The sequence below is a fragment of the Micromonospora sp. CA-248260 genome (assembly GCF_050942205.1).
Lineage (GTDB): Bacteria > Actinomycetota > Actinomycetes > Mycobacteriales > Micromonosporaceae > Micromonospora > Micromonospora antibiotica.
The window spans coordinates 518,806-539,989 of sequence record NZ_CP192021.1 but is presented as its reverse complement, the minus strand read 5'-3'; the positions used below and the strand labels follow the sequence as shown (position 1 = coordinate 539,989).

The following is a 21,184-nucleotide window of genomic DNA, read 5'->3' as shown; positions in this document are numbered from 1 at the left end:
CCCGATGACCACCTCCACCACCGGCACCGGTCAGCAGTGGCGCGAGGCCGCCGCCGCCCGGCTGCGCATCGCCCGGCAGTTCCCCGCCGCCGGGCCCGGCTGGAGTGCCGTCGCGCTCGCGCTCAGCGTGTCCCGGGGGGTGCTGCCGGTCGTGTTCGCGATCGCCGTCAGCGTCACCGTGGGGCGGATCGGCCCGGTGCTGGCCGGCACCACCGCGCAGGCCGAGGTGTGGTGGCCGCTGGCCGCGGCCGGGGCGGCGTTGATCGCGCTGCAACTGGCCGAGGCGGCGCAGAAGGCCGTCGCCGAGCAGCTCGGTCGACGGGTCGACGGGCACATGTACCGGCGGCTCATCGCCGCGTCGCTGTCGACCCGGGAGATCACCCCGCTGGAGGACCCGGCGGTCCTGGACGAGTTGGGTGAGGCCGGGCACGAGCTGCGGTTCGCGTTCCGCACCCCCGGCGCGGCGTACGCCGGGCTGATCGCGCTGATCGGGCCGTACACCCAGGTCGTCGGGTTCACGGTGGTGGTCGCGGTGGTGCTGGGCCCGTGGGCGGCGCTGGCGATGCTGGTGGTGGTGCTGTTGTTCCGGCACGGCCAGCGGGGTGGGTTGCGCCGCTACGCCCGGGTCATCCGCGACGTGGCGGCGCTGCGCCGGGAGAGCCGTTACCTGCGCGGGCTGGCGATGGGTCCGGCCGCCGCGAAGGAGCTGCGTGTCTTCGGCCTGACCGGCTGGCTGACGGAGCGCTACCGGCAGGTCTACCGTCGGGTCCTGGCCCCGGTGTGGGCCGAGCGGCGGCGCATCTACCTGCGGCCCTACCTGCTCTACACGGCCGTCGGGTTGGTCGGCGTGGCCGCCGTGCTGGCGCTGGCCGGGGTACGCGCCGCCGACGGGGCGGTCGACCTGGCCGGGTTGGCGCTGGTGTTGCAGGCGGTGATGGCGCTGATCCGGCTGGGGGAGTTCTATCCCGACTCCGACACCCAGACCCAGTACGGCATGAACGCCGAGACCGCCGTCACGGCGTTCGAGCGGGCCATGGCCCGCTATGCCGAGCCACCCGACACCGGCCGGGCCGGGCCGCCCGCCACCACCGCCCCGGCGATCGACTTCACCGGGGTACGTTTCGGCTACCCCGGTGCGGCCCGGCCGGTGCTCGACGACCTGGACCTGCACATCCCCGCCGGGCAGTGCACCGCCCTGGTGGGGGCGAACGGGGCGGGCAAGACCACCCTGGTGAAGCTCCTGGCCCGGCTGTACTCGCCCGACGCCGGCACGGTACGCGCCGACGGCGCCGACATCGCCGACCTGCCGGCGCGGGACTGGCAACGCCGGATCGCCGTGGTGTTCCAGGACTTCGTGCGCTACGAGCTCTCCGCCGCCGCCAACATCGGCTTCGGTGCCGTCGAGCACCTCGACGACCGGGCCGGGGTACGCCGCGCGGCACAGGCGGCAGGGCTGCTCGACACCCTCGACGCGTTGCCGAACGGCCTGGACACGGTGTTGTCCCGGGCCTACGAGGGTGGTCTGGACCTGTCCGGTGGGCAGTGGCAGCGGATCGCCATCGCACGTGCCCTGTTCGCGCTCTACCACGGCAGCACCGTGCTCGTGCTCGACGAGCCCACGGCGGCGTTGGACGTCCGCGCCGAAGCCGAGTTCTTCGCCCGGTTCGCCGAGCTGACCCGGGGCCGGACGACGATCCTCATCTCGCACCGGCTGTCCAGCGTCCGGTTGGCCGACCGGATCGTCCTGCTCGACCAGGGGAAGGTCGTCGAGCAGGGCAGCCACGACGAGCTGATGGCGGCGGGTGGCCGGTACGCCGCCATGTTCACCCTCCAGGCGGAACGTTTCGCCGACGACGACGCCGGCAGCGGCCCGCAGACCGAGGTGGTGAGGTGAGCCGATGATGAGGTCGATCAGCGGGTTGATGCGGTTGTCGTGGCGGCAGGACCGCCGCAAGATGACCGTGGCGTTGGCGCTGATGGCGGGCAACGCGGTCGCGGTTCCGGCGGCGGCGGTGGCGCTGAAACACCTCACCAACGCGGCGGCGGCGGGTCACGCCGGGACGGCCGCCTGGTCGGGCCTGGCCGTCGCGGTGGCCGCGATCGCGGCGCTGACCTGCGCCCACTTCGCGCACATCGCGTACTTCGAGGTGTCCGAACTCAACGTGCTCAGCACCGACGAGCAGCTCGTCGAGATCAGCAACGGCACGCCGTACCTCGACCACCACGAGCGGCCCGACAGCGCCGACCGGATGGCCCTGGCCCAGGACGAGTTGCAGCGCATCGGCGAGGGGTTGCAGGCGCTGCTGACCGGCGGTTCGCTGGCGGTCAGCCTGTTGCTGACCACCGTGCTGCTCACCCTGGTCCACCCGGCGCTGGTGGCGTTGCCGCTGCTGGCCGCCCTGCCGGTGCTGGCGGGCCGGTGGGCCCAGGCCGCCGCCGACCGGGCCCGCGAGGAGAGCATCGTCGACACCCGGCAGGCCCGGCACCTGTTCGAGCTGACCACCGACGCGGCCTCGGCCAAGGAGCTGCGGCTGTTGGGCCTGGTCGAGCACCTGCAACAGCGTTACGCCGAGCACTGGCAGCGGGCCACCGCCCGGATCTGGCGGGGCGAGCTGACCGCCGGGTGGTGGCGTGCGGCCGGGCAGGCCGTGTTCGGCCTCGGCTACGTCGCCGCGCTGGTCCTGGTCGTCGGCGACGCGATCCGGGGCCACGCGGACGTCGGCGACGTGGTGCTGGCCATCCTGCTCGCCTCGCAGCTCAACCAGCAGGTGGCCGGTGCGGTGACGATCACGCAGCAGCTGGTGCGCAGCGGCCGGTCGCTGCGCCGGCTCGACGAGGTGCGGGAGCTGGTGCCGCAGCCGGTCCCGCCGCCCGGTGCGCCGGTCACCCCGCTGCGCCCGCCCGAGCGGCTACTGGAGGGCATCCGCCTGCGCGGGGTCACCTTCGGCTATCCCGGCGCGGACGGGCCGGTGCTGCGCGACGTGGACCTGCTGCTGCCCGCCGGCAGCACGGTGGCGATCGTCGGCGAGAACGGCGCGGGCAAGACCACGCTGGTCAAGCTGCTCAACCGGTTCTACGAGCCCGACCGGGGCGCGATCCTGATCGACGGCGTCGACCTGCGCCACATCGACCTCGCCGCCTGGCGGGAGCGGACCACGGCCGCGTTCCAGGACTACGCCCGCCCGGAGCTGACCGCCCGGCTGGCCGTGGGCATCGGCGACCTGCCCCGGGCCACCGACGACGACGCGGTTCGCACCGGCCTGGCCCGCGCGCACAGCGGCGTCGTCGACCGGCTGCCCTACGGGTTGGACACCCGCCTGGGTCGTAGTCACGCCGACGGCGGGGTGGACGCCTCCGGCGGGCAGTGGCAGCAGCTCGCACTGGGCCGGGCGATGATGCGCGACGCCCCGCTGCTGATGGTGCTGGACGAGCCGGCGTCGGCGCTGGACGCCGAGGCCGAGCACCGGCTGTTCGCGCGGTTCACCGACGGCGCGGCCCGGGTCGCCGCCGACAGCGGCGGGGTGACGGTGTTCGTGTCGCACCGGCTCTCCACCGTCCGCAGCGCCGACCTGATCATCGTGATCGGCGACGGCGGGGTACGCGAGATGGGCACCCACGACGAGCTGATCCGCCTCGACGGGGTGTACGCCACCCTCTACGCCACCCAGGCCACCGCCTACCGCTGAGTTCATGGCCGCACCTTCGAGCTGGGCCGCCGCTGCTGCCCGACCGGCACGGGGGCGGTCCGGCGGTGGACGACCAGCCCCGCCGGCTGCACAAAGATCGACCGTCGGGCCACCGCGTCGCCCTTGTCGTCCAGTTGGTAGACGTCGAGCCAGCACCAGCCGTCGTAGGTGATCCAGTCCAGCATCCGGATCACCCGGCACCGGATGGGCTTGACGAACTGCACGCTGGCCGCACGGGTCACCTGGATCAGGTCTCCCGCCGCCGGCAGGGGCGCCCTCATCGACGCCAACCAAACACTCCGCGGTACCTGCGCCACGCCCTGATCCGGGTGCGGGCGGCCTCCAGCACCGCGCAGAAGCCACTGTCGGAGCACTTGTCGCAATGTTCGTAGCGGTGGCACTCCAGGCAGTCCCAGGCCAGCTCCACCAACAACGGCACCTCACGCGTCACGGTCGCCTCCCAGGGCTCGGGTCATTGCGGCACCCCGCCCCACCGAGCCCAGCTCCACCAGGGCGGGGGCACCGCGTCACCGATTCCACACCCCGAGTTACGCACCTGTCAATCCTGGTAGGCATAATTTGGTGGGACATACTTTGGTCGGGCGTAATTATGCGCTGCCAAATGGGGTAGGCATGGCGATGCCTACCTTGTTTGGCATGGGTGAGCCAGAGGTGCCTGGGCCGCTCGTCGGCCCGGCGGAGATGTTGACCATGCTCGGCGTAGGACGCTCCCGGCTGCGCCAGATCACCGCTCACCCGAAGTTCCCGCGCCCGTTCCAGACGCTGCAAGGCGGCTCTGTGTGGCTGCGGTCAGAAGTCGAGGCGTACATCAGGGAATACCGCCGCCCCAAGCCGCCAGCGGACGAGGACGAGCAGGGCTGACTCCATCGGGACCACCCCGAGGCCGGCGGGCGCTGCCGGCACCGGGCGACCGGGCTCCGGCGGGGTCGGGGAGGATGGCGGGGTGACGGTGGATGCGGTGGTGTTCGACCTGGACGGCGTGATCGTGGACTCGGAGCCGGTCTGGGAGGAGGTGCGCCGGGCGTACGTGGCGGCGCGGGGCGGCACCTGGCAGCCCGACACCCAACGGCGGCTGATGGGGATGAGCACCGGCGAGTGGGCCGAGTACCTCAGCGGTGAGCTGGGCGTCGACCGCAGCGCCGAGCAGGTCGCCGCCGAGGTGGTCGAGGAGATGGCCCGGCGGTACGCGGTGCGCGTACCGCTGATCGACGACGCCGACCTGGTGGTACGCCGGCTGGCCGCGCGGTGGCCGCTGGGGTTGGCCAGTTCCTCGCCGACCCGGCTGATCGTCGCGGCGCTGACCGCCGCAGACCTCACCGCCGAGTTCCGGGTGACCCTGTCGACCGAGCGGACCGCCCGGGGCAAGCCCGCACCCGACGTCTATCTCGCCGTCGCCGAACGGCTCGGGGTCGACCCGGCCCGGTGCGCCGCCGTGGAGGACTCCTCCAACGGGGTCCGCTCGGCCGCCGCCGCCGGGATGCGGGTGATCGCGGTGCCGCACGGGTCGTACCCGCTGGACCCGGACGCGGCGGAGCTGGCCGCCGTGGTGCTCACCTCGGTGCACGATCTCACTCCCGAGGTGGTTGACCAGCTCGGCTGAACCGCCCCCGCGACCCGGCCGGTCCGCTTAGCGTCGGAACCATGAGAGCTGTGGTTTACCAGGGGCCGCACGAGGTGGCCGTCAACGAGGTCGAGGACCCGCGCATCGAGCACCCCGACGACGTGGTCGTGCAGATCACCACGACCGCGATCTGCGGTTCGGACCTGCACATGTACGAGGGGCGCACGCTCGCCGAACCGGGCATCGTCTTCGGCCACGAGAACATGGGCACGGTGGTCGAGGCCGGCACCGGGGTACGCGGGATCAAGGTCGGCGACCGGGTGTCGATGCCGTTCAACGTGGGGTGCGGGTTCTGCCGCAACTGCCGGGAACAGAAGACCGGCTTCTGCCTCACCGTCAACCCCGGCTTCGCCGGTGGCGCGTACGGCTATGTGGCGATGGGGCCGTACCGGGGTGGTCAGGCGGAGTACCTGCGGGTGCCGTTCGCCGACTTCAACTGCCTGAAGCTGCCGCCCGGCACCGAGCACGAGAACGACTACGCGATGCTCGCCGACATCTTCCCCACCGGTTACCACGGGGTGGCGATGACCGGGCTGCGGCCCGGCGAGCGGATCACCGTGATGGGTGGCGGGCCGGTCGGGTTGATGGCCGCGTACTCGGCGGTCCTGATGGGTGCCGCCGAGGTGTTCCTGGTGGACCGGGTGCCGGACCGGCTGCGGCTGGCCGAGTCGATCGGCGCGACCCCGATCGACTTCTCGGCCGGGGACCCGGTGGCGCAGATCCTCGACCGGACCGACGGGGTGGGCACCGACCACGGGGTGGACGCGGTCGGCTACCAGGCCACCGGGGCGGGTGGTGCGGAGCAGCCGGCGTCGGTGCTGAACAGCCTGGTCGAGGTGGTCCGGGCGACCGGCGCGATCGGCGTGGTCGGCCTCTACCTGGCGCACGACCCGGGTGCGCCGGACGAGCACTCCGGCAAGGGTGAGCTGCTGTTCAAGATGGGCAAGCTCTTCGAGAAGGGCCTGCGGATGGGCACCGGGCAGGCCAACGTCAAGACCTACAACGAGTACCTGCGGAACCTGATCATGGCGGGGCGGGCCACACCGAGCTTCGTGGTGAGCAAGGAGTTGCCGCTGGACGCGGCACCGGACGCGTACCAACGTTTCGACCGTCGCGAGGAGGGCTACTCGAAGGTGGTGCTCAAACCGGCGGCCTGAGGAGACGGCGATGCAGACGATCGTGTACGAGCGCACCGGCGACCCGTCGGTGCTCCAACTGGTCGACCGGCCGGTGCCCGAACCGGGCCCGGGAGAGGTGCTGGTCCGGGTGGCGGTGGCCGGGGTGAACCCGACCGACTGGAAGAGCCGGCGGCAGCAGCCGTTGCCGGTCGGCTGGCAGACCCCGGGGCAGGACGGCGCGGGGGTGGTGGAGGCGGTCGGCGCGGGGGTCGACCGGGCCCTCACCGGTGAACGGGTGTGGCTCTGGGAAGCCGCCTGGCAGCGGCCCTGGGGCACCGCCGCCGAATACACGGTGGTGCCGGTCCGGCAGGTGGTGCCGCTCGGGGACGCCTCGTTCGACCTGGGTGCCTGCCTGGGCATCCCGTTCCTCACCGCGCACCGCTGCCTGACCGTCGGGGAGTACGTGCCGGACACCCTGCACGCCGGGGCGCTCAGCGACCACGTGGTGCTGGTGCAGGGTGGGGCGGGTGCGGTCGGCAACGCGGCGATCCAGTTGGCCCGCTGGGCCGACGCCTGCGTCGTCGCGACGGTGAGCAGCCCGGAGAAGGCGCAGTTGGCGGCGGCGGCCGGAGCCTCCTTCGTGGTCAACTACCGGGAGCAGGACGTGGTCGAGGAGGTCCGCAAGATCGCCCCCGACGGGGTGCACACGATCGTCGAGGTCTCGGCCGCCCGCAACGCCGCCGTCGACGTGCAGCTGCTGCGTACCGGCGGGGTGGTCTGCGTCTACGCCGACGACGGTGGGGGTGAGCTGACCCTGCCGATCCGGCCGCTGATGGCGCCCAACGCCCGCTGGCAGTTCGTGCTGGTCTACACGGCCCCGAAGGCGGCCAAGGCGCACGCGGTCACCGACGTGGCGGCGGCCGTCGCCCAGGGGGCCGTGCGGGTGGGTGAGGCGGCCGGCCTGCCGCTGCACCGTTTTCCGTTGGCGCAGGCCGCCGACGCGCACCAGGCGGTGGAGGACGCGGTGGTGGGGAAGGTGCTGATCGACACCGCCGGGCAGTAGTTCCGAGGACAGTTCGCAATAGCCCGGACAGACGCGAGGAAGTTTCGCAAGAATGACATAGCGGGTCGCCCGCGAGGAAGGGCGGCCCCGGCGCGGTGCGAACGCCGGGGCCGCCCCTGGGGAGGGATGTTTCAGGAGTGACGTCCCTACCCCATCGGCGACGAGTCGCCGAAAAGTGTTACGGCCCCGCCAGCTCCCGTACCTCCAGGTCGCCGTCGGCGTACCGCGCACGCACCACCTTCTTGTCGAACTTGCCGACGCTGGTCTTGGGCACCGCGTCGATGACCGCCCAGCGCTCCGGCACCTGCCAGTGTGCCACCGAGCCGGCGAGGAACGCACGGAGCTGCTCCACACTGGTCGACGCGCCCGCACGCACCACCACCGTGGCCAGTGGACGCTCACCCCACCGCTGGTCCGGCACCCCGACCACACAGGCCTCCTGCACGTCCGGGTGGGCCATCAGGGCATTCTCCAACTCCACCGAGGAGATCCACTCCCCACCCGACTTGATCACGTCCTTGGCCCGGTCGGTGAGGGTGAGGAACCCGTCCGGCGAGAGCATGCCGACGTCGCCGGTACGCAGCCAGCCGTCGTGGAACTTCTCCGGGTCGGGGGCGTCCTCGCCGACGTACCGCGCGGTCACCCACGGCCCGCGTACCTCCAGCTCACCCACGGACGTCCCGTCGGCGGGCAGCGGCTCACCCAGCGGGTCGACGATCCGGGCCGCCACCCCGGCCGGAATCCGGCCCTGCGTGTGGCGGTACCGCCAGGCGTCGTCCCCGGTCGCCCCGGCCGGGGCCCGGGACACCGAACCCAGCGGGGACATCTCGGTCATCCCCCAGGCGTGGATCACCTCGATGCCGTGCCGCTCGGCGAACGCGTGCATCAGCGCGGGCGGGCAGGCCGAGCCGCCGACGATCACCTCCTTGAGCGACGAGGTGTCCACGTCGTGGGCGTCCAGGTGGGCCAGCAGGTCGTTCCAGATGGTCGGCACCGCGCCGGCCAGGGTGGGCCGCTCGGTGGCGATCATCTCGGCGATCGGCGCGGCCTGGAGGAACCGGTCCGGCATGATCAGTGACGCGCCGGAGAGGAACGCCGCGTACGGCAAGCCCCACGACATCGCATGGAACATCGGCACGATGGCCAACTCCCGGTCGCCCGGCCCGAGCCCGAACCCCTCCGGCAGGCACACCTGCAACGAGTGCAGATAGATCGACCGGTGCGAGTAGGCGACCCCCTTGGGGTTGCCGGTGGTGCCGGAGGTGTAGCAGAGCGCGGCGGCGTCCCGCTCGTCCAGCTCCGGCCAGTCGTAGTGCTCGGGACGGCCGGCCAGCAGCTCGTCCCACTGGTGGAAGGTGACCCGGTCACCGGCGACCGCCCGCAGCGGCCCGGGGTCCGCACCGCCCACCACCACCACGTGCCGCACGGTGGTCAGCTCGCCGAGCACCCGGGCCAGCAGCGGGATCAACGTCGAGTCGACAAGCACCACCCGGTCCTGCGCGTGGTTGGCGATGTAGGCGACCTGGTCGGGAAAGAGCCGCAGGTTGAGCGTGTGCAGCACCGCCCCCATGCTCGGCACCGCGAAGTACGCCACCAGGTGCTCGTTGTTGTTCCACATGAAGGTGGCGACCCGTTCGTCACCGGTCACCCCGCACTCGTCGCGCAGCGCGTGGGCCAGCCGGGCCGCCGCGCGACCCACCTCGGCGTACGACATCCGGCGCGGCTCGGCACCCGTCCAGGTGACCACCTCGGCCGTGCCGTGCACCGTCGCACCGTGTTCGAGGATCCGGGCGACCTGGAGCGGGGCGTCCATCATCGTGCTACGCATGGGTGACAAGCTAGTGTCGCCGGTCACACCTTGGGAACCCCCGGAACGCCGAACCCCTCCCCGGATGGTGCGTAGATTGTCCGGGTGAGTATCTCCTGGGCCGACTCGTACGTGGGACAGCTACGCGCCCTGGCCGGCGATCGGACGCTGATGTTCGTCGGCGCGCGGGCCGTGGTACGCGACAACGCCGGCCGGGTGCTGCTGATCCGCCGCTCGGACAACGGCCAGTGGGCGCTGCCGGCGGGCGCGATGGAACTCGGCGAGTCGATCGCCGACTGCGCGGTCCGCGAAGTCCGCGAGGAGACCGGCCTGCGCGCCCTGCGGGTCAGCGCCTTCGCCCTCTACACCGGCCCCGACCGCACCCACACCAACATGTACGGCCACACCTACCAGATCTTCACCACCGCGTTCCGGGTCGACGACTGGGACGGCGAACTCACCCGCGTCACCGACGAGACCACCGACGCCGCCTTCCTGCACCCGCACGAGTTCCCCGCCCCGCTCTCCCTCTCGGTCCCGGAAACCCTCGCCGACCTCACCGTCTTCGACCAAACCAACCGCCTCATCCTCAAGTAGCCCCCCGCCCTCGCCCTCGCCCTTCCCGCCCCCGCCCCCGCCCCCGCCGAGAGCAGCCTCTCCACCTGCGCCCGCTTAGCCCACTTCACCCCCATTCCCGCCCCGGTGATCAAGAGGTTTACGTCAACCTCCGCGCGATTTCTGACGCAAACTTCTTGATCACCGGGGCGGGGGTGGGGCCGGGGGTGGGTGGGGTGGGGTGGGGTGGGGTGGGGTGGGGTTAGAGCATGGTTTGGGATTTGGCGTTGAGGTCGGCGGCGGCTTCCGCCTTGGACTCCTTGGTCAGGGGTTTGCCGCCGGGGGCGGGGGCCTTGCCGCCGAGGGGGTCGACGCCGCCGGTCGCGCCCTGCGGGCCGGCACCCCGGAGCTGGTCGTTGGGCAGGGCCAGGGTGACCAGCACGGCCACCAGGGCGATCAGGCCGGTGGTCAGGAACACCAGGTGCAGCGACTCGACGAAGGACGCCTGGATGGCCGCCCGGACCGGGCCGGGCAGGGCCAGGATGGTCGCCGGATCGTTGATCGAGATGCTGGTGCCGCCGCTGGCCGCCACCGCCGCCTGCTGGTCGGCCGGGAGCTGGGCGATCGCGCCGGGCAGCCGGTCGGCGAGCCCGCTGGCGAGCCGGGTGGAGAGCACCGCGCCCAGGATGGCCACCCCGAACGAACCGCCCAGCGACCGGAAGAACGTCGCCGAGGAGGTCGCCGCGCCGAGGTTCCGCACGTCCACGGCGTTTTGTACGCCGAGGATCAGCGACTGCATGCACAGGCCCAGCCCGACGCCGATCACCACCATGTAGCCGAACGCCGCCCAGAGCGAGCTGTCCACCTGGAGCCGGGTGAACAGCAGCATCCCGACGACCAGCACCACCGAACCGGCCACCGGGAACCACTTGTACCGGCCGATCCGGCTCATCGCCCGGCCGGTGACGATCGAGGTGACGATGATGCCGGCCATCATCGGCAGCATCAGCAGGCCGCTGCGGGTGGGCGAGGCGCCCTTGACGATCTGCAGGTAGAGCGGGATGAAGATGATCGACCCGAACATCACCAGACCGAGCACGAAGCCCGCCGAGTTGGCCAGCGCGAACGTCGCGGAGCGGAACAGCCCCAGCGGCAGGATCGGTTCGGTGACCCGGGCCTCCTGGAGCACGAACGCAACCCCGAGCACCGCACCCGCCACGAACAGCCCGATGATCGTCGGCGAGCCCCAGGCGTACGAGTTGCCGCCCCAGCTCAGCGCCAGCAGCAACGCGCTCACCCCGGCGACCAGCAGCGCCGCGCCCAACCAGTCGACGGTGTGCTCCCGCCGCTCGAACGGGATCAACCGCAGCACGTGGTAGCAGACCACGATCGCCAACAGCGCCAACGGCACGTTCAGATAGAAGATCCACCGCCAGTTGGTCTCCGCGAAGTAGCCGCCGACCAGCGGCCCGGCCACCGAGGAGACGCCGAAGACCGCGCCGAACAACCCCTGGTAGCGGCCACGTTCCCGGGGCGACACCACGTCCGAGATGATGGTGAACGCCAACGTCATCAGGCCACCCGCGCCGATGCCCTGCACGCCCCGGGTGACGATCAGCTGGGTCATGTCCTGCGACAGGCCGGCCAGCAGCGAGCCGAGCAGGAACGTGCCGATCGAGAACAGGAAGACGGGTCGGCGGCCGTACAGGTCGGCCATCTTGCCGTAGAGCGGGGTGGAGGCGGTCGAGGCGAGCAGGTAGGCGGTGACCACCCACGAGTAGTGGTCGATCCCGCCCAGCTCGCCGACGATGGTGGGCAACGCCGTACCGACGATGGTCTGGTCCAGCGCGGCCAACAACATGCCGGTCATCAGGCCGAACATCAACATGCGCAGCTGGCGGGCCTGGAGCACCGGGCTGCCGTGGGTCTGGGCGGTCATCCCGCCTTCTTTCCCGCTCCCCCGCGAACATGCCTACCACCGCAGGAAACCTGCCCGCGGACCCGCCCGGCACCGACGGGCACGCGGGCCACCAGGGACCCGCCTGCCCGTCGGGGGTACGCCTCAGGCGGGCACGCGGGCCACCGGGGACCCACCTGCCCCTCGGGGGTACGCCTCAGGCGGCGAACCGGTCGACGAGCGCGGCGCAGAACGCCGGGAGGTCGTCGGGATTGCGGCTGCTGACCAGGTTGCCGTCGGTCACCACCTGCTCGTCCACCCAGGTCGCACCGGCGTTGGTCAGGTCGGTACGCAGGCTCGGCCAGCTGGTGATCCGACGACCGGCCACCACGCCCGCCTCGACCAGGGTCCACGGGCCGTGGCAGATCACCCCGACCGGCTTGCCGGCCGCGAAGAACGCCTGCACGAACCGGACCGCGTCCGGGTCCGTACGCAGGAAGTCCGGGTTGGCCACCCCGCCGGGCAGCACCAGCGCGTCGTAGCCGTCGGCGTCCGCGTCGGCCGCCGTCACCGCCACGTCGTACGTCTTGCCCTGGTCCAGATGGTTGAAGGCCTGGATGGTGCCGGGCTTGAGCGATACCAGCTCGGCGGTCGCGCCCGCCTTCTCGACCGCCTCACGCGGCTGGACGTACTCGACCTCCTCCACGCCGTCGGTGGCGAGGAACGCGATCCGCTTGCCCTGCAATGTCGTGGCTGCCATGTCGGTTTTCCCCTCTCCGGATACCTCTGGTCGGTTCCCGGGGTGTAGGGCCCGAAACGTGACCCTGGTCGCCGGGCATGGCGGAGGGTTTGGCCTGGTCGGCGCGGGGGACCCCGGTGGGCATGGCAGGAGCAGCAGCGGAACAGCGCCGGCTCGCCACCGTGGTGGAGAGCTGGCGGGACCGGGCCGTCCTCGTCGTCGGCGACGCCATGCTCGACGAGTGGCGCTTCGCCGAGTCGGAGCGGCTGTGCCGGGAGGCGCCCGCGCCGATCCTCACCCTGCGTCGACGGATCACCGCCGCAGGTGGGGCCGCGAACACCGCGGTCAACGTCGCCACCCTCGGCGGAAGGGCGCTGCTGGTCGCCCCGGTCGGGGCGGACGTGGCCGGCGACGAACTGCACGATTGCCTGGACCGGGCCGGCGTCTGGGACCGTACGGTCGGCGAACCGCACCGGCCGACGCCGGTGAAACGCCGGATGCTGGCCGGCAACCAGATCCTGCTCCGGGAGGACTCCGGCGAGCCCGACGAACCGCTCGACGACGACGGTGTCGCCCGGCTGCTCACCGCCCTGAGCTGCGCCACCGAGGAGCTGCGGGCGGTGGCCGGCGGGGCCGCGCCCACCCTGGTGGTCTGCGACTACGGTCTCGGCGCGCTGCCCGCCCCGGTGCGCGCCTGGCTGTTCGCCCACCGGCACCGGTACGCCACCGTCGCCCTGGACGCCCACGACCTGGCCGACTGGCGGGGGCTGAACCCGACGGTGGTCACCCCCAGCTTCGCCGAGGCGACCCGGCTGCTGGCCCGCGCCGCCGCCGGCTTCGGCGCACCGCCCACCCCGACCCGTACCGGCGGCACCGGCCTGCACCTGGACCACCCGCCGAGCGATCCGACGGACGGGCCGTCGGAGCTGGTCGTGGGCACCGCCCCGGGTGGGGTCGGCCGGGCACCCGCCGGCCCGACCGGCGAACCGACCCCCGGTGAGGGGCGGGTCGCGATGACCGGCGACGGGTTGAGCGTGACCGGGGCCGGGGTGACCGTCAACGCCACCGTCGGGGAGGGCGTCGACCGGGCCGAACTGGCGCAGGCGCGGCTGGCCGAGCTGCGCGCGCACACCGGCGCGGACGTCGTCGCGGTGACCCTGGACACCGAGGGCGCCATCGTCGGCGGCGCGGACGGCGCACACCGGCGCAGCCACAGCACGCCCGTCCCGGCCAGTCACGCCGTCGGCGCGGGGGACGCCTACCTGGCGGCGATGACCCTCGCGCTGGCCGCCGAGGCGTCGCTGCCGACCGCCGCCCAGTTGGCCCAGCTCGCCGCCACCATCACCGTCTCCGACACCGGCACCTGTGTGTGCCGGTGGGAGGACCTGCTCGACGCGCTCGGTGGCGCACCCGACGGCACCGCCCACCCGACGCTGGTCGGCACCGGCGAGCTGGACGCGATCGTCGCCGACCACCGGCGGGCCGGCCGGTCGGTGGTCTTCACCAACGGCTGCTTCGACGTGCTGCACCCCGGTCACGTGCGTTACCTGGAGCAGGCGCGGGCCCTGGGGGATCTGCTGGTGGTCGCGGTCAACTCCGACTCCAGCGTCCGCCGGCTCAAGGGTGCCGACCGGCCGGTCAACCCGGTCGAGGACCGGATCACCCTGCTCGCCGCGTTGTCCTGCGTGGACCACGTGGTGGTCTTCGAGGAGGACTCGCCGGTCGGCCTGATCGAGGCGGTCCGCCCCGACGTGTACGTCAAGGGCGGCGACTACCCGCCGGAGATGGTCCCGGAGGCGTCGCTGGTCCGCCGGCTCGGCGGTCAGGTACGCACCCTCGGCTACGTGCCGGACCGGTCCACCTCGGCGATCATCGACCGGATCCGCGCCCAGGCCGCCGAGGGCGCCGCCGGCCAGGCCACCCGGACCACCGCCGGCCAGGCCACCCGGACCACCGCCGGCCGGGCCGCCCACACCGCCGACCGGGCCGCCGCCGACGGTCGTGCCGGGGCGGTACGACCCGCCGTCGACCCGTCGGCGGCACCCGGCCCGGAGCCGACGACGACCCACCCGACCCCGACCCCGACCGCGCAGAGCCTGGGCAGGACCCCGTGAACCGACCGCTCGACCTCGGCACGCCCGGGGAGTTCCGCCGACCCCGTCGGCTCGACGTGCTGATCCCCACCCGCAACCGCCCGGCCGAACTGGCGGTCACCCTGGCCGGGCTGGCCGCCCAGGTCGAGATCCCCGACTTCGGGGTGGTGGTCAGCGACCAGTCCGACGACGACCCGGCGTACGCGCACCCGGCGGCGGCCACCATGGTCCGGGCGTTGCGCCACCGGGGGCACCCGGTGCTGCTGACCCGCCGACTGCCCCGGCGCGGGCTGGCCGAACACCGGGCGTACCTGCTGGACCGGTCGGTGGCCCGGTACGTGCTCTGCCTCGACGACGACGTCTGGCTCGAACCGGGCACCCTCGGCCGGCTGGTCACCGCGATCGGGAAACTGGGCTGCGGGTTCGTCGGCAACGCGGTGCACGGCCTGTCGTACGCCGACGACGTCCGCCCCGAGACGCACGGGCACTACGAGGAGTGGGACGGGCCGGTGGTGCCGGAACTGGTCCGCCCCGACACCCCGCAGTGGCAGCGGGCCGCCATCCACCCGGCCGCGAACCTGCTGCACGTCCAGCAGAAGGTGGGCCTGCCGCCGGGGGCGTGGCGGGCGTACAAGATCTCCTGGATCGGCGGTTGCGTGCTCTACGACCGGGCGGCGCTTGTCGACTCGGGCGGCTTCGAGTTCTGGCGGCGGGTTCCGGCGAACCACCAGGGCGAGGACGTCGCCGCCCAGCTCGCGGTGCTGGCCCGGTACGGCGGCGCGGGTGTGCTGCCCAGCGGCGCCTACCACCTGGAGTCACCGACCACGGTCACCGAACGTGCCGTCGAGGCGTGGGAGGTGGTCGCCGCCGACACCACACGGCAGACCACCACGCGTCCGGCCCGCGCCGACACCACCCAACCGGCCTGATCCGGCCCCACACCGCACAACCAGCCCGGGTCGCACCGGCCAACTCGACCCCGGTCGCCGGTCGCGGTGAGGGCGGTCTGGGGCGTGGGCGGTCAGGGGCGTGGCGGTCAGGGGGCGGTCACCGCGCCCGGTTCGGGGTGGAGCAGGTCGGCGGCGGCTTCGAGCACCTCGACCACCGGCACGTCGGCGACGAACGAGTCCCGGTGCGGGCAGTTGCCGTCGCCGGGCCGGTGCGGATAGATGCCCGGGGTGCAGTCGACCCCGCAGACCGGGCAGCGCGTCGTCCAGGCGGCGATCGGGCGGTGCCGGCCGCGCAGCGGGGTCGCCCCGTTGATCATGTTGCCGACCCAGTAGACACCCACCGTCGGGGTGCCCACCGCGCCGGCCAGGTGCAGCGGGCCGGTGTCGTTGGAGACCACCAACGCGCAGCCCGCGTAAGCGGCGGCCAGCCCGCCGAGGCTGAGCGTGCCGACCTGGGGACGGACCGGCACCCCGGCCGCCGCGACCACCTCGTCCACCACCGCCCGCTCGGCGGGGGTGCCGGTGACCAGCACCTCGTACCCGTCGTCGTGCAGGGTCCGGGCCACCTCGGCGAACCGCCGCGCGGGCCAGCGCCGCCGGGTGTCGCTCGCCCCGGGGTGCAGCGCCACCCGGGGCCGGTCCGGCTCGCCAAGCACCGCCCGCGCCTGCGCCCGGTCCGCGTCGGTCACCGAAAGCGTCGGTACGACGGTGACCGCACCCGCCCCGACCAGGGCCACCACCTCCAGGTAGCGGGTCACCTCGGGCTGGTAGTAGACGTAGCGCAGCCAGCGGTCCAGCGGTGGGGCGTCCTCGGCGCGCAACCCGGCGGTGACCCGGGCCCCCAACCGGCTCATGATCGGATTCGAGTTGGCTCCGCCACCGTGCACCTGCAACGCCAGGTCGTAGCCCTCCCGGGCCGCGTCGGCCAGGAAGTCGTCGAGCGACCCGGGCGGCTCGTCGGGGCCGGGCTCGCGGATGCCGGGAGCCGGTGGGACGACCAGCACCCGGTCGACCGGGCCGGGCCGGTCGCGCCACAGCGTCGCGTGCCACGGCGCACCGAACAGCACGATCTCCGCCGTCGGGTACGCCGCCCGCAGCGACTCCAGGGCGGGCAGCAGGAAGATGAGGTCGCCGAGCGCGTTGGCGCGCAGCACGGCGATCCGGGCCACGTCGGGCACCCGCTCGCCCAACGGGCCACCCAGTGCCGGGCTGTCCACCGGGGCCCCTACGGCCGGTCGGGCGGGTCGACGGCGGTGTCCGGGTGGTGCAGTTCCCGGTCCGCCGCCGGGTCCACGCCGGTGGGCGTACCGGTGCGGGTGGGGCCGGGCGGGTAGCCGGCGCGGCCGACGGTGATGGTGCGCGGCGTGGGCCGCGCCGCCCGGGGCAGGTGGACCCGGAGCAGGCCGTGGTCCATCACCGCGTCGATGGCGTCGGGGTCGACCCGCGACGGCAGGTCCACCCGGTGTTCGAAGCTGCGGGTCTCGACCCCACCGGGGATGCCCTGGTCGGCGTTGACCTCGGCCTCCGACCGGGCCCGGACGCAGAGTTCCCGGTCGTCCAGCTCGACGGCGACCTCCTCCGGGGCCACCCCGGGCAGCCGCACGGTCACCTGCCAGCCGTCGGCGACCTCGGTCAGCTCGACGTCGGGCGACACACCCCGGCCGCCGGCCAGCCGGCTCAGCTCGGCGCGCAACGCCTGGAGTTCGCCCGTCAGGTCCCCGCCCTGCTGGCGGCTGCCCCGGCCCGGCTGCTCCCCGCCCTGCTGGCGGCTGCCCCGGCCCGGCTGCTCCGTCATCGCACCTCTCCCACCGGTCGGCTGGCCGGGACGGGCCGCAGCGAGCTGGGGGCGTCCAGGCCGGCGTCGGAGTCGACGCCCACCCCCAACCGGTCGACCAGTTCCCCGCCGAGCCAGGCGCTGACGCCGAGGATGGCCAGGCCGACCACCTCGATGGCGATCAACGCGCCACCGGCCGCCCGGGAGCCGGCGTTCAACCGGACCGCCCAGACGGCGGCGAAGAGCAGGATCACCGCGACGTTCGCCGCCGCGTGGGTGAGCGCCACCCGCTTCGCCCGGGTGCCGGCCGGGATGGCCAGCAGGTCGAACGCGCCGGCCACCGCGGCCAGCAGACCACCGACCAGGCCGACGGTGATGTTCCAGTACGCCACCTCGGCGAGGAAGTCGGGGCCGCCGACCGTGTCCACGACGTCGAAGAGGGTGCCGGTGACCAGCAACGCGACCGGGAACATCACCAGCATCGGATGCACCGGGTGCCCGAGCACCTTCAGTCGGCTCTCCATCGCGGGCCCTCCACTGCTTCGTCCGGGGGCAGGGTGGCCGGTCGGGGACAAACCGGCTCGCCATGCCCGCATAGGCTGCGTACGGCGGCCGGTGTGCCACCGCCCGCCACCGAGATCAACGGACGGGGGAGGCGGACGTGACGGTGGAGATCACCTCACACGAGGAGCTACGCGCGCTACTGGGGGCACCGATGCCCCGGGCGGCGGCCAAGGAACGCACCGTGCTGCACGAACGGGACCGGCAGTGGTTGGCCGCCTCGCCGTTCTGCCTGGTCGCCACGGCCGGCGCGGACGGCAGCTGCGACGTCTCCCCCAAGGGCGACCCGCCCGGCTTCGCGCTGGTGCTCGACGACCGGACGATCGCCGTCCCGGAGCGGCCGGGCAACCGGCGGGCCGACGGCTACCGCAACATCCTCGACAACCCGCACGTCGGGCTGATCTTCCTGATCCCGGGCCGGACGGACACCCTGCGGATCAACGGCCGGGCGAAGCTGGTGCGCGACGCGCCCTACTTCGACGACATGCTGGTCCAGGGGCACCGGCCGGTGCTCGCCGTCGAAGTGGCCGTCGAGCAGATCTTCTACCACTGCGCGAAGGCGTTCCTCCGCTCCGAGCTGTGGCAGCCGGAGACCTGGCAGCCGGACACGCTGCCGTCCCGCGCCCGGCTGGTCAAGGAGGTCGAGACGCCGGCCGAGAGCCTGGCCGACCTGGAGCGCTACTACGGCCCGGCGTACGCGGAGAAGCTCTACCGGGGTTGACCGGCGGGTCCCGGGCCGGCGGTGGTCGGGGCCGGCGGCCCGACCGGGTTCAGCGTTGCCAGGGCGGCGGGACGCGGACCGAGGCCATGCCCGCCGCCGTCGCCGCCGCGACCCCCAGGTCGGTGTCCTCGAACACCAGACACTGCTCCGGCGGTACGTCGAGCAGCCGGGCCGCCAGCAGATAGCACTCCGGGTCCGGCTTGGCCCGCGCGTAGTCCTCCGCGCAGACCAGCACGTCGAACCGGTCGAGCAGGTCGAGCGCGGACAGCGAGGCGGTCACCGATTCCCGGGTGCTGCCGGAGACCACCGCGAACGGCACCCGCCGGTGTGCCCGCTCGATGTGCGCCAGCACCCCGGGCACGGCGGTGAGCTGCGGCAGGAAGGTCTGATAGGCGTCCTCCCGGCGACGCGCCACCACGTCGACCGGCATGGCCAGCCCGTGCCGCGCGTTGAGGTCGACGACGATGTCGGCCACCGGCCGGCCGCCCCAGGCGTAGAAGAGGTCCTCGGGCAGGTCGCAGCCCCACTCGTCGAGCGCGGCCCGCCAGGCCAGGTGGTGCACCGGCATGGAGTCGACGATGGTGCCGTCGCAGTCGAACAGGTAGGCCCGGAAGTCGCCGGGCGGCAGGGGCAGCACGGGCCCAGGATAGCCACGCCGGGACCTGCCCCTCTCCCACCGGCCGTCTCCCCCGACCCTCTCCCACCGGCCGTCTCCCGCCGACACGCGACGACCGGGCTGCGTGGTGGGTCGGGCTGCGGTCCGGTCAGTGGTCCGGGTCGGTGCGGGTCAGGTCGCGCAGCGCGTCCTGCGGGGCGGCGCGGCGCAGGTAGTCGCGGCGCATCCGGCGACGGTCACGCCGGCACCGGCCGCACGCCCAGGGCAGCGGCCACCACCGGCCACAGAAGGCACATCTCATCGAGGGGTCCCATCCTCGCAAGCGTACGGTGGCCGACTGCTCACATTAGTCGTGCCGGGCCATGGGCACCGACCCGTGCCGACGCGGGTGGCCGGAGCGCAGCCCTGCACCGACGCGGACGCCCCCGTGGGCGTCCGCGTCGGCGGCCGGCAGGGGCGGTCGGCGGCGGGTGCGGACGGTCAGCCGGCGGGCGTCGGCTGCCGGCAGGGGCGGTCGGCGTCGGCGGTCGGGGCAGGCGGCCGGCTCAGCGGTCGGGCAGGCGGGCGGCGTCGGCGGTCGAGGCGGCGGTCAGCGGCCGAGGAGGTCGTCGATCTCGTCGTCGAACAGCAGCGCGGGGTCGAATCCCATGTCGGCGAAGTGGCCGGCGAGTTCGAGGGACAGGACGCCGTGCACCCGGGTCCAGAAGGCCAGCGCCTGCCGCAACGCGGCAGCCGGCACGGTCGGGTCCCCGGCCCAGCCGCGATGGTCGTCGAGATGGGCCTCGATCCGCCGCCCGGAGGGCTGGACGTCGCGTCTGCGGTAGGCGTCGACGACCGTCGCCATGATCTCGGCCGAGATGGCGGTGGTGTCGTCGGGGGCGTGGTAGCCGGGCACGGGCGTACCCCAGATCAGCAGGTAGCGCTGCGGATCGTCCAGGGCCCAGGCCCGCACGGTGTTCGCCAGTCCGGCGACGTCGGCACCGGCGTCGGCGGCGGTCCGGAGCGCGTCGGCGAGGCTGCGGTACGCGTCGCGGATCAGGGCGGTGATCAGCTCGTCCCGACTGGCGAAGTACCGGTAGAGGGCCGGGCCACTCATCCCCAGTTGCTCGGCGATCGCCTTGAGGGACAGCGCCGACACCCCGGTCGTGGCGAGCTGCTCCCAGGCCCGTTGTTTGATCTCCGCCCGCACCTGGGCGCGGTACCGCTCGCGCGGACCGGTCACGTCGGCACCCATGGACCCCCCGTTCGCACACCTACCATCACGACAGTTACAGGCTATCACTTCCGCTATTGACCGAAGTTCCCTGAAGTTATACGGTCTAACTCAAGCGACATGGCGTCGCAAAGTGAGAGAGGTGGGGTCAGATGGCATCGACCACGAACCAGCCGGTGATCGCCTGCGACGGGCAGGGCGTCGACCCGACGGCCCGCATCCGGTACCGCGCCGAGATGCTGATCGACGCGTCGCTGCACACCGTCTGGCACCTCCAGACCGACGTCGAGAACTGGCCCTCCTGGCAGGCCCCGGTCACCACCGTCGCCCGCCTCGACGACGGCGACCTGCGCGCGGGGTCGGCGTTCCGCTGGACCACGCCGGTCCCGGAAACCCCGATGACCCCGGCGACGACGCTGACCATCACCTCGACCGTCACGCAGCTGACGCCCTACCGGTGCATTCGCTGGGCCGGCCCGGGGACCGGCGACGGACTCCACATCGACAACGGCGTCCACGTCTGGACCTTCACCGAGGTCCCCGGCGGCGTACTGGTCCGCACCGAGGAGACCTGGACCGGCGCCCAGGTCGAGGCCGACGTGGCAACCTCCACCACCTACCTCGGGTACGGGCTGCAGGCGTGGCTGGCCGACCTCAGGACCGCCGCCGAGAAGGCGGAAGCCGGGCGGACCCGCCCCTGAGCCCGCCCACCGGACGCCGTCCCGTCACCCGACCCCTCGCACCGGAAG

At 73.2% G+C, this 21,184-nt stretch carries 22 protein-coding genes; 11 read left to right on the top strand and 11 right to left on the bottom strand.

Features of this window, described 5'->3' with window-relative positions:
- Positions 1-4 precede the first annotated feature (4 nt).
- Both ACQP2H_RS02580 and ACQP2H_RS02575 read left to right on the top strand, forming a co-directional pair.
- Positions 5-1,894, top strand: a complete 1,890-nt coding sequence (locus ACQP2H_RS02580) for an ABC transporter ATP-binding protein (RefSeq protein WP_219466069.1) — start codon at positions 5-7, stop codon at positions 1,892-1,894.
- Positions 1,895-1,898: 4 nt separating this feature from the next.
- Complete coding sequence (locus tag ACQP2H_RS02575; protein ID WP_219466066.1) at positions 1,899-3,686, top strand: ABC transporter ATP-binding protein; 1,788 nt, start codon at positions 1,899-1,901, stop codon at positions 3,684-3,686.
- Positions 3,687-3,688: 2 nt separating this feature from the next.
- On the opposite strand, the gene ACQP2H_RS02570 is transcribed toward ACQP2H_RS02575, so the two are convergent.
- Together ACQP2H_RS02570 and ACQP2H_RS02565 are read right to left on the bottom strand one after the other, a co-directional pair.
- On the bottom strand, positions 3,689-3,967 hold the full coding sequence (locus ACQP2H_RS02570) for a hypothetical protein (protein ID WP_219466063.1): 279 nt from the start codon (positions 3,965-3,967) through the stop codon (positions 3,689-3,691).
- Positions 3,964-4,137: a hypothetical protein gene (locus tag ACQP2H_RS02565; protein ID WP_219466060.1), complete on the bottom strand. Its 174-nt coding sequence runs from the start codon at positions 4,135-4,137 to the stop codon at positions 3,964-3,966. Before ACQP2H_RS02565 ends, ACQP2H_RS02570 begins: the two co-directional genes overlap by 4 nt.
- A 206-nt stretch (positions 4,138-4,343) precedes the next feature.
- Between ACQP2H_RS02565 and ACQP2H_RS02560 the strand changes: the two genes are divergently transcribed.
- From ACQP2H_RS02560 to ACQP2H_RS02545, 4 genes are all read left to right on the top strand, one after another.
- Complete coding sequence (locus tag ACQP2H_RS02560) at positions 4,344-4,568, top strand: helix-turn-helix transcriptional regulator (protein ID WP_219466059.1); 225 nt, start codon at positions 4,344-4,346, stop codon at positions 4,566-4,568.
- Positions 4,569-4,650: 82 nt separating this feature from the next.
- Positions 4,651-5,307, top strand: a complete 657-nt coding sequence (locus ACQP2H_RS02555; RefSeq protein ID WP_219466057.1) for an HAD family hydrolase — start codon at positions 4,651-4,653, stop codon at positions 5,305-5,307.
- Between the two features lie 41 nt (positions 5,308-5,348).
- The gene (locus ACQP2H_RS02550; protein WP_363820677.1) at positions 5,349-6,485 is read left to right on the top strand and encodes a glutathione-independent formaldehyde dehydrogenase; all 1,137 of its coding nucleotides are present in this window, start codon (positions 5,349-5,351) and stop codon (positions 6,483-6,485) included.
- Between the two features lie 10 nt (positions 6,486-6,495).
- Positions 6,496-7,509, top strand: a complete 1,014-nt coding sequence (locus ACQP2H_RS02545) for an NADPH:quinone reductase (RefSeq protein WP_433230817.1) — start codon at positions 6,496-6,498, stop codon at positions 7,507-7,509.
- A gap of 178 nt (positions 7,510-7,687) precedes the next feature.
- On the opposite strand, the gene ACQP2H_RS02540 is transcribed toward ACQP2H_RS02545, so the two are convergent.
- The gene (locus ACQP2H_RS02540) at positions 7,688-9,337 is read right to left on the bottom strand and encodes a fatty acid--CoA ligase (protein WP_433230814.1); all 1,650 of its coding nucleotides are present in this window, start codon (positions 9,335-9,337) and stop codon (positions 7,688-7,690) included.
- A gap of 84 nt (positions 9,338-9,421) precedes the next feature.
- On the opposite strand from ACQP2H_RS02540, the gene ACQP2H_RS02535 reads away from it, so the two are divergent.
- Positions 9,422-9,913: an NUDIX domain-containing protein gene (locus tag ACQP2H_RS02535; RefSeq protein WP_208565590.1), complete on the top strand. Its 492-nt coding sequence runs from the start codon at positions 9,422-9,424 to the stop codon at positions 9,911-9,913.
- A gap of 220 nt (positions 9,914-10,133) precedes the next feature.
- Here ACQP2H_RS02535 and ACQP2H_RS02530 read toward each other — a convergent pair whose 3' ends face one another.
- Together ACQP2H_RS02530 and ACQP2H_RS02525 are read right to left on the bottom strand one after the other, a co-directional pair.
- On the bottom strand, positions 10,134-11,810 hold the full coding sequence (locus ACQP2H_RS02530; protein ID WP_219466034.1) for an MDR family MFS transporter: 1,677 nt from the start codon (positions 11,808-11,810) through the stop codon (positions 10,134-10,136).
- 175 nt (positions 11,811-11,985) lie between these two features.
- Positions 11,986-12,528 (bottom strand): type 1 glutamine amidotransferase domain-containing protein, encoded by a 543-nt coding sequence (locus ACQP2H_RS02525; protein ID WP_208565588.1) that lies wholly within the window; start codon positions 12,526-12,528, stop codon positions 11,986-11,988.
- 122 nt (positions 12,529-12,650) lie between these two features.
- Between ACQP2H_RS02525 and rfaE2 the strand changes: the two genes are divergently transcribed.
- A complete protein-coding gene (rfaE2, locus tag ACQP2H_RS02520; protein ID WP_433230809.1) occupies positions 12,651-14,621 on the top strand; it encodes a D-glycero-beta-D-manno-heptose 1-phosphate adenylyltransferase in 1,971 nt (656 codons plus the stop codon).
- A complete protein-coding gene (locus ACQP2H_RS02515; protein ID WP_219466028.1) occupies positions 14,618-15,529 on the top strand; it encodes a glycosyltransferase family 2 protein in 912 nt (303 codons plus the stop codon). Before rfaE2 ends, ACQP2H_RS02515 begins: the two co-directional genes overlap by 4 nt.
- A 107-nt stretch (positions 15,530-15,636) precedes the next feature.
- Here ACQP2H_RS02515 and ACQP2H_RS02510 read toward each other — a convergent pair whose 3' ends face one another.
- The 3 genes from ACQP2H_RS02510 to ACQP2H_RS02500 are packed head-to-tail and all read right to left on the bottom strand — an operon-like array spanning position 15,637 to position 17,848.
- Positions 15,637-16,767 (bottom strand): glycosyltransferase family 9 protein, encoded by a 1,131-nt coding sequence (locus ACQP2H_RS02510; protein ID WP_357533112.1) that lies wholly within the window; start codon positions 16,765-16,767, stop codon positions 15,637-15,639.
- Between the two features lie 8 nt (positions 16,768-16,775).
- On the bottom strand, positions 16,776-17,345 hold the full coding sequence (locus ACQP2H_RS02505) for an Hsp20/alpha crystallin family protein (protein WP_357533110.1): 570 nt from the start codon (positions 17,343-17,345) through the stop codon (positions 16,776-16,778).
- On the bottom strand, positions 17,342-17,848 hold the full coding sequence (locus ACQP2H_RS02500; protein ID WP_219466022.1) for a DUF2231 domain-containing protein: 507 nt from the start codon (positions 17,846-17,848) through the stop codon (positions 17,342-17,344). The genes ACQP2H_RS02505 and ACQP2H_RS02500 overlap by 4 nt, the downstream gene beginning before the upstream one ends.
- A 137-nt stretch (positions 17,849-17,985) precedes the next feature.
- Here ACQP2H_RS02500 and ACQP2H_RS02495 point away from each other — a divergent pair, with 137 nt between their 5' ends.
- A complete protein-coding gene (locus ACQP2H_RS02495; protein WP_219466020.1) occupies positions 17,986-18,606 on the top strand; it encodes a pyridoxamine 5'-phosphate oxidase family protein in 621 nt (206 codons plus the stop codon).
- Between the two features lie 49 nt (positions 18,607-18,655).
- On the opposite strand, the gene ACQP2H_RS02490 is transcribed toward ACQP2H_RS02495, so the two are convergent.
- The 3 genes from ACQP2H_RS02490 to ACQP2H_RS02480 form a co-directional block, all read right to left on the bottom strand.
- Positions 18,656-19,243, bottom strand: coding sequence for an HAD family hydrolase (locus ACQP2H_RS02490; protein ID WP_307798981.1), 588 nt, complete (start codon positions 19,241-19,243; stop codon positions 18,656-18,658).
- Positions 19,244-19,370: 127 nt separating this feature from the next.
- Entirely contained in the window at positions 19,371-19,523 is a 153-nt protein-coding gene (locus ACQP2H_RS02485; protein WP_208565582.1) for a hypothetical protein, read from the bottom strand.
- A 288-nt stretch (positions 19,524-19,811) separates the two neighbouring features.
- Positions 19,812-20,444 carry a TetR/AcrR family transcriptional regulator gene (locus tag ACQP2H_RS02480; RefSeq protein ID WP_219466018.1) on the bottom strand — a complete coding sequence of 211 codons (633 nt, stop codon included), beginning with the start codon at positions 20,442-20,444 and terminating at the stop codon, positions 19,812-19,814.
- Between the two features lie 143 nt (positions 20,445-20,587).
- Here ACQP2H_RS02480 and ACQP2H_RS02475 point away from each other — a divergent pair, with 143 nt between their 5' ends.
- Complete coding sequence (locus ACQP2H_RS02475) at positions 20,588-21,136, top strand: SRPBCC family protein (protein WP_357533107.1); 549 nt, start codon at positions 20,588-20,590, stop codon at positions 21,134-21,136.
- Positions 21,137-21,184: the final 48 nt, after the last annotated feature.